The organism is Methylobacterium nonmethylotrophicum (genome assembly GCF_004745635.1).
GTDB classification, from domain to species: Bacteria; Pseudomonadota; Alphaproteobacteria; order Rhizobiales; family Beijerinckiaceae; genus Methylobacterium; species Methylobacterium nonmethylotrophicum.
The window spans coordinates 106,592-119,621 of sequence record NZ_SRLB01000014.1; the positions used below are offsets into that span (position 1 = coordinate 106,592).

General features: G+C 73.2%; 10 protein-coding genes. All 10 read left to right on the forward strand.

Annotated elements, in window-relative coordinates; genetic code table 11:
• Positions 1–418 precede the first annotated feature (418 nt).
• The 10 genes from EU555_RS19790 to hisN all read left to right on the forward strand — a co-directional run bounded on the left by EU555_RS19790 (position 419) and on the right by hisN (position 12,790).
• On the forward strand, positions 419–1,150 hold the full coding sequence (locus EU555_RS19790; protein WP_135416945.1) for a DUF429 domain-containing protein: 732 nt from the start codon (positions 419–421) through the stop codon (positions 1,148–1,150).
• Entirely contained in the window at positions 1,147–1,671 is a 525-nt protein-coding gene (locus tag EU555_RS19795) for an NUDIX hydrolase (RefSeq protein WP_135416946.1), read from the forward strand. Before EU555_RS19790 ends, EU555_RS19795 begins: the two co-directional genes overlap by 4 nt.
• 36 nt (positions 1,672–1,707) lie before the next feature.
• On the forward strand, positions 1,708–2,406 hold the full coding sequence (locus tag EU555_RS19800; protein ID WP_135416947.1) for a carbonic anhydrase: 699 nt from the start codon (positions 1,708–1,710) through the stop codon (positions 2,404–2,406).
• 298 nt (positions 2,407–2,704) lie between these two features.
• Positions 2,705–3,103: a hypothetical protein gene (locus EU555_RS19805; protein ID WP_135416948.1), complete on the forward strand. Its 399-nt coding sequence runs from the start codon at positions 2,705–2,707 to the stop codon at positions 3,101–3,103.
• 484 nt (positions 3,104–3,587) lie between these two features.
• Entirely contained in the window at positions 3,588–4,205 is a 618-nt protein-coding gene (locus EU555_RS19810) for a glutathione S-transferase family protein (RefSeq protein WP_135417027.1), read from the forward strand.
• Between the two features lie 56 nt (positions 4,206–4,261).
• Positions 4,262–6,331: a 2Fe-2S iron-sulfur cluster-binding protein gene (locus EU555_RS19815; RefSeq protein ID WP_135416949.1), complete on the forward strand. Its 2,070-nt coding sequence runs from the start codon at positions 4,262–4,264 to the stop codon at positions 6,329–6,331.
• Positions 6,332–6,505: 174 nt separating this feature from the next.
• Complete coding sequence (locus tag EU555_RS19820) at positions 6,506–7,414, forward strand: LysR family transcriptional regulator (protein WP_135416950.1); 909 nt, start codon at positions 6,506–6,508, stop codon at positions 7,412–7,414.
• 239 nt (positions 7,415–7,653) lie between these two features.
• Positions 7,654–9,726: a penicillin-binding protein 1C gene (gene pbpC / locus EU555_RS19825; RefSeq protein WP_245524391.1), complete on the forward strand. Its 2,073-nt coding sequence runs from the start codon at positions 7,654–7,656 to the stop codon at positions 9,724–9,726.
• A gap of 126 nt (positions 9,727–9,852) precedes the next feature.
• Positions 9,853–11,904, forward strand: a complete 2,052-nt coding sequence (locus EU555_RS19830; RefSeq protein ID WP_135416952.1) for an AI-2E family transporter — start codon at positions 9,853–9,855, stop codon at positions 11,902–11,904.
• Between the two features lie 94 nt (positions 11,905–11,998).
• The gene (gene hisN, locus EU555_RS19835; RefSeq protein ID WP_135416953.1) at positions 11,999–12,790 is read left to right on the forward strand and encodes a histidinol-phosphatase; all 792 of its coding nucleotides are present in this window, start codon (positions 11,999–12,001) and stop codon (positions 12,788–12,790) included.
• Positions 12,791–13,030 lie beyond the last annotated feature (240 nt).

A 13,030-nucleotide genomic window follows, 5' to 3' on the forward strand; every position in this document is an offset into this window, starting at 1 on the left:
CCGGGCTGCCGAAGGCATGCCCGGAAGCGCTGACGCGACTCTGCCTCTTGCGCGTCGCGTCACCCGAAGCCGCTCTCTCCCACCCTCGACCTCATCCTGAGGTGACCGGCGATCGAAGATCGCGCCGCATGCGGCAGCCTCGAAGGAGGGCTCCAGAAGCCTCCGCGATCCCTGGAGCCCTCCTTCGAGGTCAGTCCATCGGAGATGGGCTGACGCCTCAGGATGAGGTTGAGAGCTGGATGATCGTAGAAGCGACCTGATGGCCTCCTGCACTTATCCGAGTCGCCGGTTCTTCTGAATCGCGGGCTCTTGCCCTCGGCCCGCCCCGGGATGATCCGGTGGAGCGGAAGCGTGAGTTCCCGCTCCGAGACAAGGCCCGTCTCCGCCCTACATCCCCGCCCCGAGCGGGAGACGGCGCATGACCTGGGTCGCGGGGGTGGACGGGTGCCCGGGCGGCTGGGTCGCGGTCCTCGCGCCGCGCGACGGCGGCAGCGACGACATCCGCGCCCGGGTGCTCCCGAGCCTCGCGGCGATCTGCGACGCCCCGGAAGCCCCCGTCGTGGTGGCGGTCGACATCCCGATCGGCCTGCCGCACCGGGTCGGGCCCGGCGGCCGGACCGCCGAGGTGCTGGTGCGGGCGCTGCTGGGTCCGCGGCGTGCCTCGGTCTTCCCGACCTCCGCCCGCAGCGTCGTCTACGCGCCCGACTACACCGCCGCGATCGCCCTGTCGCGCCGGCCCGAGACCCAGCCCTTCGCCCCCTCCCCGCCCGCCAACGCGATCTTTCCCCGCATCCGCGAGGCGGACGGTCTCCTGCGCGCCCGGCCCGAGCTGCAGGCGCGGGTCTACGAGGTGCATCCGGAGCTCGCCTTCCTGTGCCTCAACGGCGGCACGGCCCTGCCCGAGCCGAAGCGCAAGCCCGCCGGCGCGGCCCTGCGGCGCGCGCTCGTCGCCAAAGCCGGCCTGCCGGCCGACCTCGCGGCCCCGCGCGGCGCCAAGCCGGACGACCTCCTCGATGCGCTGGCGGCCCTCGCCGTCGCGCGGGCCATCGCCAACGGGCGCGGGGTGCCGTATCCGGATCCGCCGGAGCGCGACGCCCACGGCCTGCCGGCCGCGATCTGGACGCTCCCCGCCAGCGAGGCTCCCGCATGACCGAACGACCGACTGATCTTGCGACCCGCGACATCGCCCGCGCCCTGGTGCTCGACCCGGCGGGACGCCTCCTCCTGATCGCCTACGAGGCCTCGCGCGACGTCGATCCCGCCCGGCCCGGCGAGCGGACGTTCTGGTTCATGCCCGGCGGCGGGATCGAGCCCGGGGAGACACCCGAAGAGGCCTGCCGGCGCGAGCTGGAGGAGGAGATCGGCGTCAGGGATGCGCCGCTCGGGCCCCAGGTCGCCCGCTGCGACGGCCCGTTCACGCTGTTCAACAAGCCGCGCTTCGCCCGCGAGCGCTACTTCGTGGTCCGGCTGCCGGATGATAACGTCGATACCAGCCGGCTCGCCGAGACGGAGGACAACCCGGTCTACGGCACCCGCTGGTGGCCCCTCGACGAACTCGCCGCCACGAACGAGCGGGTCGAGCCGCGGGGGCTCGCCGAGCTGGCGAAGCGCCTCGTCGCCGGCGAGACGCCGGAGGGGGTGACGTTGTCCTGGGGCCCGGGCGCAGCGTAAGCCTGCGGCGGAACATTCCCGAAGGAACGCGCGACCATGACCGACACCCCGTCATTTCCCCAGGCGCTGACGGAGGGCTACCGCGCCTTCCTGGACGACCGGTTCGTGCGCGAGCAGGACCGCTACGCCAGCCTCGCCGAGGGGCAGAGCCCCGAGATCCTGATCATCAGCTGCTGCGACAGCCGGGTCTCGCCGGAGGTGATCTTCGACGCGCGGCCGGGCGAACTGTTCGTGGTGCGCAACGTCGCCAACCTGGTGCCGCCCTTCGAGACCGGCGGCGAGTATCACGGCACCTCGGCGGCGCTCGAATTCGCCGTGCAGGCGCTCAAGGTGAAGCACATCGTGGTGCTGGGCCACGCCCGCTGCGGCGGCGTGCGCGCCTACGCGGACGACGCGGCGCCGCTCTCGCCCGGCGACTTCATCGGCCGCTGGGTCTCGCTGATCCGCCCGGCCGCAGAGGCGCTCGGCGACGAGCCGCGCGGGCCCGACTACCTCGAGCAGCTCGAATACGCGACCGTCACGAACAGCCTGAGGAACCTGATGACGTTCCCCTGCGTGCGCATCCTGGTGGAGCGCGGCAGGCTGCAGCTCCACGGCGCGCATTTCGGCATCGCCACCGGGCAATTGCGGATCCGCGACCCCGACACCGGCGAGTTCCGCCTCGCCGAGCCCGACCGGGCGGCCGGCGCGACCCGGCTGATCCGCTGCCAGGACGGAGCCGGCAGCGGCGGCTGAAAGGGGGCGAGGCGCGGGCCGCCTCCCCGGCGGTCGCCATCGGATCAGGGGCACGGCGCGGCAGGCCGGCCGTGCCGACCCCGTGTCCCGAGATCGTCCGGTGCCGGCGCCGGATCGCCGGCCGCGCCGGCGATCGGGGTTCGCCACGGCCGGCCAGCGGTTCCGGCCATCGAGAGTCCGCAATCCGACATCGCGACGATTCGGCTGCCCTTAAGACAATTGTCCTTGCGTTCCTGGTCTTGCCAAGTATGCTGCGACGCAGCATCGCCGTTAGGGCCAGGAGGTCGGGGCAATGTTGGTGTCTCACATCCAGAAACAATTCAAGAAGAGGCGTAATCTGTCCGGAAGCGAAGAATTTACGATCAGCAAAGAAATGCTCTATGATCTGATAAAATGCGCACTTAAGAATGTAGAATTTGATGAAGACTGGTATCTTGAAAGGCACCAGGATATAAAACAGGCAATAGAAGCCGGTGAAATCAAGAACGCAAAAGAGCATTTCATCAAATATGGGTATTTTGAAGGAAAATTACCCTATCGCATTCCCGTGGATGACAATTTTTATTTATCAGAAAATCAGGACGTGAGAGACGGTGTAGCGAACGGCACGATCAAGAGCGCGGCCGAGCATTTCTATACGGCGGGCGCTCAAGAGGGGCGGCTTCCCTACAGGGGGTTTTCCTTGTTCGAGTTGTGATCGGCCCGTCGACCGGACCGCGTCCGGACGCGAGAAGTCGAGCGCAGATCCGCCGGCATCCGCCAATGCCTTCGACTGTCGGCGAGACATGGACCCGGCCGATTCTCCTGCGATCCGCCGCATCGCCGCACGGCCAGGGCCCGGGATGAGGATCGAGACTGTCCCCGCCATGCGCCCCCGCCATGCGCGCGCGTGAGCCGGCGCTCGACCGGGGACGCGGCGGCGGCCGACGCGGGTCTGCCGAGGGCGGGCCGGACCCGTCTCACGGTCCCGGCGGATGGTCCGGGCCTGCATGCCGATCGTGACGGCCAGCCCTCCGGGCGACTCGGCTCACCCGCGGAGCGCCGGGCCCCCTCGTCGCCGATTATTCCGCTCCTGGCAGCAATGAACTGTCGAGAGCGGACATTCTCCCGGTCGTCCGGTCGCGTCATCATTCCCCTGCGGTTCGGGACTGATCCCGGCCATGCGTCCAGGGAACGCGATCATGAAGCTCTACCACCATCCCCTCTCCGGCCACGCGCACCGGGCCCGCCTGTTCCTCTCGCTCGTCGGCGTTCCGCACGAGGCCATCGAGGTCGACCTCAAGGCGGGCGCGCACAAGCGGCCCGACTTCCTGGCGCTGAACCCGTTCGGGCAGGTGCCGGTGCTCGACGACGACGGCACGATCGTGGCGGATTCGAACGCCATCCTGGTCTACGTCGCCCGCAAGCTCGGCCGGACCGACTGGCTGCCCGAGGATCCGCAGGGCGCGGCCGCGGTGCAGCGCTGGCTGTCGGTCGCGGCCGGTGAGCTGGCCTACGGCCCGGCCGCCGCGCGCCTCGTCACGGTGTTCGGCGCCAATTTCCGGCCCGAGGAGGTGATCGGCCGTGCCCATACGCTGCTGGGCCGCCTGGAGGCCCATCTCGACGGCCGGGACTGGCTGGTCGGCGAGCGCCCCACCATCGCGGATGTCGCGCTCTACAGCTACCTGGCGCGCGCGCCCGAGGGCAATGTCGACCTGTCGGGCTACCGCCGCGTCACCGCGTATCTGCGCCGGATCGAGGCCCTGCCGGGCTTCGTCGCCTTCGCAAAGACGCCCGCCGGCCTCACGGCCGCCGCATGACCGCGGGTCCGGGCGCGCCAGGCGGCGCGCCCGCCGGAACCGGACAGGAGAGCATCATGAGCGACGGTCCGACGATGGCGAGGCGGCCGGCTTCGCAAACCTCGCCCTGGCACCCGGGCGAGAAGGCGATCCAGGAGAAGGTCGGCGTGGCCGACCGGATGGAGGAGGTGGGGCGCCGCGTGGTGCGGGATTACATGCCCGACCAGCACCGGGCGTTCTACGCCCAGATCCCCTTCGTCGTGGCCGGCAGCGTCGACGGCCGGGGCGACGCCTGGGCGACGCTCGTCGCCGGCGGTCGCGGGTTCATCACGTCGCCGAGCCCGACGACGCTCGACATCGCGGCGCGGCCCGACCCCAGCGACCCGGCGAGCGAAGGCTGGCGCGACGGGGACGCGCTCGGGCTCCTCGGGATCGAGCTGCACACCCGCCGCCGCAACCGGGTCAACGGCCTGATCGAGTCGTCTTCGGGCGGCGTCCTGCATGTCGCGGTCGATCAGAGCTTCGGCAACTGCCCGCAATACATCCAGCTGCGCGACCTCACGGTCGTCCGCGACCCGCACGCGCCCTTCGCGGTCGCCGTCGAGGCGAGCGCCGGGCTCGACGACGAGGCACGCGCCACGATCGAGGCTGCCGACACCTTCTTCGTCGCCTCCTACGCCGAACGGGACGGCGGGCGTCAGGTCGACGTCTCGCATCGCGGCGGCAAGGCGGGCTTCGTGCGGGTCTCGGGTGACGGCACGCTCACGATCCCGGACTTCGCCGGCAACCTGTTCTTCGCGACGCTGGGCAACATCCTCCTGAACGGCAAGGCCGGCCTCGTCTTCGCCGATTTCGAGACCGGCGACCTCCTGCAGATGACCGGCGACGCCGAGGTCGTCCTGGCCTCGCCCGAGATCGCCGCCTTCCAGGGCGCCGAGCGGCTCTGGACGTTCCGGCCGCGCCGGGTCGTGCGGCGGCGCGGCGCGCTGCCGCTGCGCTGGTCCTTCCGGGAGGGGGGCTGGTCGCCCAACTCCCTGATGACCGGCGACTGGCGCGGGGCCGCCGACCGGCTCCGCGCCGCCGACCTCGCGACGCGCTGGCGACCGTTCACGGTCACGAAGATCGTGGACGAGAGCCGCCAGATCCGCTCCTTCCACCTGCTCCCGGCGGACGGGTCCGGGCTCGTCCCGCATCAGGCCGGGCAGCACCTGCCGATCCGCGTGACGCTCCCGGGCGCGGACAAGCCCGTCATCCGCACCTACACGCTGTCGGTCGCGCCCTCGGACGCGGCCTACCGGATCAGCGTCAAGCGCGACGGCCTCGTCTCCCGCCACCTGCACGACGGGCTGCGGGTGGGCGACGTGATCGAGGCGCGGGCGCCCGCCGGCGGCTTCACCCTCGACGCGCGCGCGACGCGGCCCGCCGTGCTCCTCGCCGGAGGGGTCGGCATCACGCCGCTCCTCGCGATGCTGCGCCACGTCGTCTACGAGGGCCTGCGGACCCGCGGCATCCGGCCGACCACCCTGATCCAGGCCGCCCGCACCAGGGAAGACCTGGCCTTCGGGGAGGAGCTGGCCGGGCTCGCCGCCGCCGCGGGCGGCGCGGTCCAGATCGTGCGCGTGCTGAGCAACCCGGGCGATGCCGTGGCCGGCGTCGATTACGACGTCGCCGGCCGGATCGACACCGCGCTCCTCGCCCGCACCCTGCCCTTCGGCGACTACGACTTCTACCTCTGCGGACCGGCGTCGTTCACCCAGGCCCTCTACGACGGCCTGCGCGGCCTCAACGTCGCCGACGACCGCATCCACGCCGAGGCGTTCGGGCCCTCGTCGCTGGTGCGCAGCGGCGCGGCCGCCCCGACGCGGCCTCCCGCCGCGACCGAGCCGGTCCCGGTCGCCTTCCTGACCGCCTCCAAGGAGGCACGCTGGACGCCGGAATCCGGCACGCTCCTGGAGCTCGCCGAGGCAAGGGGCCTCAGCCCCGCGTTCAGCTGCCGGGCCGGCACCTGCGGCACCTGCCGGACCAGGCTCGTGGCCGGCACGGTCACCTACCGGAACGAGCCCTCGGCCGCGACGGCGGCGGACGAGGTCCTGATCTGCTCGGCGGTTCCCGCCGCGGGCAGCGGGCCGGTCCATCTGGCCCTGTGAACGGCGCGGCCCGCGGCAGGGCGGGCCTCCCGGCGGGATGAGCCAGGCGCCGGCCGACGCGATTCACCATCCCGGGACGAACTCGCGGCGCGATCCCGCGAAGAGCTGTAATCGTCAACAGGACGGTGATCGTCGTGACGAGGGTCGGGCCGTCCGGGACGGAGGAGGCAGGCCATGGATCGCTGGCAGGCCATGCGCATCTTCGCGAAGGTGGCGGAGACGGCGAGCTTTTCCGAGACCGCGCGCCTCCTGCACATGAGCCCGCCGGCCGTGACCCGGGCCGTGGCGGCCCTCGAGGAAGCGATCGGCGCCCGGCTGTTCGTGCGCACGACGCGCTCGGTGAAGCTCACGGAGGCGGGCGGGCGCTACTACGAGGATTGCCGGCGCATCCTGGCCGACATCGTCGAGGCCGAGGCGGCCGCCGCCGGCTCCTACGCGACGCCGTCCGGCACGCTCGCGGTCACGGCCTCGGTCCTGTTCGGCCAGATGCACGTGCTGCCGATCGTCACCGACTACCTCGACGACTACCCGAGCATGGCGGCGCGGACGTTGTTCGTGGACCGCCAGGTCAACATCGTCGAGGAGGGCATCGACGTCGCGATCCGCATCGGCCACCTGGCGGATTCCGGCTTCACGGCGGTCCGGGTCGGCGCGGTGCGCCGCGTGGTCTGCGGCGCGCCGGCCTATTTCGAGCGCCATGGCGTCCCGCAGACCCCGCAGGACCTGAAGGACCACCGCATCGCCATGTCGACGGGCGCCTGGGCCTCGCCGGAATGGCGGTTCGCGCAGGACCAGCGCGTGACGGTCCATCCCGCCCTGGTGAGCAACACCAACGCGGCCGGCATCGCCGCCGCGGTGGCGGGCTGGGGCCTGACGCGGGCCTTGCACTACCAGATCGGCCCGGCCCTGCGCGAAGGGCGCCTCCGGATCGTGCTCGCCGAGTACGAGGAGGAGCCGCTGCCCATCCACGTGGTCCATCCCGAGGGGCGGCAGGCGCCGGCGAAGGTGAGGACGTTCGTCGACCTCGCCGTGTCGCGGCTGCGCGCTAACCCGCTGCTCGATGGAGGGAAACACGGGACGTGACGGCGGGCACGACCTCTCTCGCCGATCGTGTCCCGTCGCGAGGGCATGCCGACGGCCGGCCACGCGTGCCGGCGACGAGGTCCCCCGCCACAGCGTCGCGCACCGTGTCCCCGGGCGAGCCGGCCCGTTCGACCCTCGAAAAGCCCGTCGCAGCGGCCCATCGCCCCGGACCGCGAAATGCGGCAGGATGACCCCGGACCGGCGGCAGGACGACGGCAATGGGAGCGGGCACGAGACCGATGAGCCGGCGCCGCAAGGCAGCCCTGGCGCTCGCCGGCCTCGCCGGCGGCTCGGTCGTCGCCACCGCGATCTGGCTCGGGTCGGTCCTCGCCCAGCTGCCGCCCATCGACCTCGTCGCGGCCGAGGCCCGCTCGGCGGTCGTCCTCGACCGCGCGGGCGCCCTGCTGCGCCCCTTCGCCACCGCGGACGGGCGCTGGCGGCTGCCGCTCGAGCCCGCGGCGACCGATCCCCGCTTCCTCGCCATGCTGACGGCCTACGAGGACCGCCGCTTCCGCGCCCATCCGGGCTTCGACCCGGCGGCGCTCCTGCGGGCGGCCGGGCAGTGGCTCGTCGCCGGGCGGATCGTGTCGGGCGCCTCGACCCTGTCGATGCAGGTGGCGCGCCTCATCGAGCCGCGGGGCGAGCGCTCGCTGAACGCCAAGCTGCGCCAGGTCGCCCGGGCGGTCGCGCTGGAGCGGCGCCTCGGCAAGGACGGCATCCTGCGGCTCTACCTGGCCCTCGCGCCCTATGGCGGGCCGGTCGAGGGCCTGCGCGCCGCGAGCCTCGCCTATCTCGGGCGCGAGCCGACCCGCCTCACCCTGGCGGAGGCGGCCCTGCTGGTCGCCCTGCCGCAGGCGCCGGAAGCGCGCCGGCCCGACCGGTTCCCGCAGGCCGCCCGCCGGGCCCGCGACCGGGTGCTCGACATCGCGGCCGCCCGCGGCGTCGTCCCGGCCGAGGAGGCGGTGGCCGCCAAGGCCGAGCCGGTGCCGATGGCCCGAAAACCCTTCCCGATGCTCGCGCCCCATGCCGCCGAGGCCGCCCTGGCGCAGGAGCCCGGCCGGCGCGTGCACCGCCTGACCCTCGACGCCCGGCTCCAGGCCCGCCTCGAGCCGCTCGCGGCGGAGCGGGCGGCGGCGCTCGGGCCCGGGCTGTCGGCGGCGATCCTCGTTGTCGACAACGCCACCGGCGAGGTGCGGGCGCAGGTCGGCAGCGCCGGCTACCTCGACATGGCGCGCGCGGGCGCCATCGACATGACGGCGGCGATCCGCTCGCCGGGCTCGGCGCTCAAGCCCTTCGTCTACGCCATGGCGTTCGAGGCCGGGCTCGCGCACCCTGAGACCCTGATCGAGGACCGCCCGTCGCGCTTCGGCGCCTCCTACGCGCCGGAGAACTTCGACCTCACCTTCCAGGGCACCGTGACGGCGCGGCGCGCGCTCCAGCTCTCCCTCAACGTGCCGGCGGTGGAGCTGATGGAGGCGGTGGGCCCGGCCCGCTTCATCGCCCGCCTGCGCGCCGCCGGCGCCGGGATCGTCCTGCCGCGGGACGCCGCCCCCGGCCTGCCGGTGGCGCTCGGGGGCCTCGGCATCACGCTCAGCGACCTCGCCCGGCTCTATGCCGGGCTCGCCCGCGGCGGCTCCGTGCCGGCCTTGCGCCGGCGCCTCGACGTCCCGGCGGAGCCCGGGACGGTTCCGCCGCGCATCGCCGAGCCGGTGGCGGCCTGGTACGTCGCCGATAGTTTACGCGGCACGCCCCCGCCGGAGAGCGCCCTGCCCAACCGCCTCGCCTACAAGACCGGCACGTCCTACGGCTACCGCGACGCCTGGGCGGTGGGGTTCGACCGAAGGCACACCGTTGCGGTCTGGCTCGGGCGGCCGGACGGGGCCGGGGTGCCGGGCCTCGTTGGGCGGGTCGCGGCCGCGCCCCTGCTGTTCGACGCCGTCGCGCGGCTCGGGGCCGAGCCCGAGCCGGTGCCGCGGCCCCCCGACGCCCTGGTGGCGACGACGAGCGCCCTGCCGCCCCCCTTGCGCCACCTGCGCCGCGACGCCGCCGCGGGCCCGGCCGACCGCCTGCGCATCGCCTACCCGCCGGACGGGGCCCGGATCGATCTCGGCGCCCATGAGGGCGCGCCGGCCGGCCTCGCCCTCAAGGCGCTGGGCGGCACCCTGCCGCTGACCTGGCTCGTCGGCGGCCTGCCGGTGACCGAATCCGACCGCCGCCAGGCCGAGTGGCAGCCCGACGGGGCCGGCTTCGTGCGCATCTCGGTGCTCGACGCGGCGGGCGCGAGCGACAGCGTCATGGTGCGGATCGAGTAGCCCCGACCCCATTTTCGCGGGGTTCGCCCAGCGTCACCGGGGGATCGTTTCGCGCCCCGCCCCGTTCCCCCCTCGTGGAAAGCGTGGCGCATCGGGCCCGCCGCGCAAGCGTTGGATGTGCGTCGCATGGCGGATGGGCGAGACGATCGCAGGCGGGTGTTTCCCACCAGGCCGGCCCGGGTCCAGGCCGCCGAGACCCCCGGCGACGGGCTCGCGGCCCCCCTCGTCATCGCGGCGGTGATCGTGGCGGCCCTGTATTTCGGCCGCGAGATCCTGATCCCGATCGTCATCGCGGTGCTCCTGAGCTTCGTGCTCGGGCCCTTGGTGGCGCTCCTGCGCAAGCTCCGGCTCGGGCGCCTGCCGTCGGTCGGCGTCGCGGTGCTGCTGCTGCTCGCCGTGGTGGCGGGCCTCGGCGCGCTGATCGGCATGCAGCTCGCCGATCTCTCGACCGGCCTGCCGCGCTACCAGCGCACCATCGCCCAGAAGGCCGAGAACCTGAAATCCGGTCCGCTCGGCGACATCGCCGGGTATCTGCGCAGCATCAACCACCAGATCCAGCAGGCCGGCGCGGCCGAGCAGAAGCCGCAGGAGAAGCCCGAACCGGGCAGGCGCGCCGCCCCGCCGGCGGTGCAGAACCCCGACAAGCCGCTTCTGGTCGAGGTGCGCGACCGCGAGCCCGGCCCGGTCGAGCTCGCCGAGAAGGTGCTGGCCCCGGTGGTCTCGCCGCTCGCCACCCTCGGCATCGTCTTCGTGGTGCTGATCTTCATCCTGGTCCAGCGCGAGGACCTGCGCGACCGGATGATCCGCCTCGTCGGCTCGAGCGACCTTCACCGGACCACCGTGGCGATGGACGACGCGGCGCGGCGCCTGAGCCGGTTCTTCCTGGTCCAGCTCGCCCTCAATGCCGGCTTCGGCCTCGTCATCGGCGTCGGTCTGTGGCTGATTGGCGTGCCGAACCCGATCCTGTGGGGCATCTTCACCGCGCTGATGCGCTTCGTGCCCTATATCGGCGCCTTCCTGTCGGCCCTGCTGCCGCTGGCGCTGGCGGCCGCCGTCGATCCGGGCTGGAACATGGTGCTGGCGACCGCGGCCCTGTTCCTGGTGCTCGAGCCCCTGGTCGGCCAGTTCATCGAGCCCCTGGTCTACGGCCACTCCACCGGCCTGTCGCCCTTCGCGGTGCTGGTCTCGGCGCTGTTCTGGACCTGGCTCTGGGGGCCGGTCGGGCTCCTGCTCTCGACGCCGCTCACCGTCTGCCTCGTGGTGCTCGGCCGCCACGTCGACAAGCTCGAATTCCTCGACGTCCTGTTCGGCGACCGGCCGGCCCTGACCCCGGTCGAGAACTTCTACCAGCGCATGCTGGCCGACGATCAGGACGAGGCGCAGGAGCTGGCGGAGGTCATCCTCGCCCAGTGCTCGCTCTCGTCCTACTACGACGAGGTCGCCCTCAAGGGCCTCCAGCTCGCCGCCACGGATGCCCGCCGCGGCGTCCTGACCGAGGACCAGCTCGACCGCATCCGCATCGGCATCGCGCAGCTGATCGAGGACCTCTCCGACCGCGACGATACCGCGCCCTCGGCGCGCCCGACCCTCGCCGGGCGCCTGCTGCCGAGCCGGGCGGAGGAGGAGATGCCCTGCGAAGCCGCGCCGGCGGTGCCGGACGCCCCGGCCCCGGACCGGCTGCCGGAGGCCTGGCGGCGCGAGGGCGCGGTCCTGTGCGTCGCCGGCCGCGGGCCCCTCGACGAGGCCGCCTCGATGATGCTGGCCCAGCTCCTCGGCAAGCACGGCTTCGGCACGCGGGTGGTGCCGTTCGAGGCGGTGTCGCGGACGGCGATCGGCGCGCTCGAGGCCGCCGAGGCCCGGATGATCTGCATCTCCTACCTCGAGATCAGCGGCACGCCCGCCCACCTGCGCTACCTCGTCCAGCGGGTGCGGCGCCGGGCCCCGGAGGCGCAGATCCTGGTCGGGCTGTGGCCGGCGGACGACGCGGTGCTGACCGATCCCGGCGCCCGCGAATCGATCGGCGCCGACCACTACGCCGTGTCCCTGCGCGAGGGCGTCGAGGCCTGCCTCGAGGCGGTGCGGGAGGTGCCGACCGCCGAGCCCGCTCCCGCCGGATCCCCGGTCGCCGAGCCCTCTGCCGCCGAGCCCCGCCGCGAGCCGGCACCCGCCGGGGCATGAGGCCGCCGCTGCGGGGCTTGACGCCGGCGCCGCTCCGTCCTTTCGATCCGGCGGGAATGGGCCGAGGGCCCGCCGAGCCGGAATCGGGGACAGCATGAGCGTGGTGGATTTCGCGCGGTTCGTGGACGAGCTCGCCACCCAGTCGGGCCAGGCCATCCTGCCCTTCTTCCGCGCCGCCTTCGCCACCGAGGACAAGTCCAAGGGATCCGCCGCCTTCGACCCGGTCACCGAGGCCGACCGGGCCGGCGAGGCGGTGATGCGCCAGCTGATCAAGCGCAGCTTCCCGGACCACGGCATCCTGGGCGAGGAGTTCGGCTCCGAGCGCGAGGACGCGGAATATGTCTGGGTGCTCGACCCGATCGACGGCACCCGCGGCTTCATCGCCGGCCTGCCGATCTGGGGCACGCTGATCGGGCTCACCCGCGGCGGCGTGCCCTGCTACGGGCTGATGAACCAGCCCTTCACCGGCGAGCGCTTCTTCGGCGACGGCGAGGCCGCCCACTACAAGGGCCCGCATGGCAGCCGCCGCCTGCGCACCCGCCGGAAGGGCGACCTGGCGGAAGCCATCCTCCACACCACCGACCCGCGCCTGTTCGGCGAGGGCACGTCGGACCGGCAGGCCTACGAGCGGGTCGAGACGGCCAGCCGCCTCGCCCGCTACGGCGCCGACTGCTACGCCTACGCGATGCTGGCCGCCGGCCACATCGACCTCGTGGTGGAGGCCGCGCTCAAGCCCTACGACATCGTGGCGATGATCCCGGTGATCGAGGGCGCCGGCGGAATCGTCACCACCTGGGAGGGAACGTCCGCCGCGAAAGGCGGGCGGATCGTGGCGGCGGGCGACAAGCGGCTGCACGAGGCGGCGCTGGCGCTGCTGAACGCCTGACGACACCGTCCGGCCGGCCTTACGGCGGCAGGAGCCCCGGCAGGTCCGGCAAGGGCAGGTCCGGCAAGGGCAGGTCCGGCAAGGGCAGGTCCGGCGAGGCCGGACGTGACCGGCGCGCGCGGGAGCGGCGGCCGGTCGACCCCGTCCGCGCCAGCGCGCCGGTGCGCTCCCGCGCATCGCCACACGCCTTGCGCGACGTCGTCCAGTCCCGACACCTGCCCCAGGTGCAGGCTCGATCTC

Coding starts and splice junctions, on each gene's coding strand:
- EU555_RS19820 (WP_135416950.1), top strand. CDS start 6,506: ATGGATCGCTGGCAGGCCATGCGCATCTTCGCGAAGGTGGCGGAGACG.
- EU555_RS19815 (WP_135416949.1), top strand. CDS start 4,262: ATGAGCGACGGTCCGACGATGGCGAGGCGGCCGGCTTCGCAAACCTCG.
- EU555_RS19800 (WP_135416947.1), top strand. CDS start 1,708: ATGACCGACACCCCGTCATTTCCCCAGGCGCTGACGGAGGGCTACCGC.
- EU555_RS19830 (WP_135416952.1), top strand. CDS start 9,853: ATGGCGGATGGGCGAGACGATCGCAGGCGGGTGTTTCCCACCAGGCCG.
- hisN (WP_135416953.1), top strand. CDS start 11,999: ATGAGCGTGGTGGATTTCGCGCGGTTCGTGGACGAGCTCGCCACCCAG.
- pbpC (WP_245524391.1), top strand. CDS start 7,654: ATGAGCCGGCGCCGCAAGGCAGCCCTGGCGCTCGCCGGCCTCGCCGGC.
- EU555_RS19795 (WP_135416946.1), top strand. CDS start 1,147: ATGACCGAACGACCGACTGATCTTGCGACCCGCGACATCGCCCGCGCC.
- EU555_RS19810 (WP_135417027.1), top strand. CDS start 3,588: ATGAAGCTCTACCACCATCCCCTCTCCGGCCACGCGCACCGGGCCCGC.
- EU555_RS19790 (WP_135416945.1), top strand. CDS start 419: ATGACCTGGGTCGCGGGGGTGGACGGGTGCCCGGGCGGCTGGGTCGCG.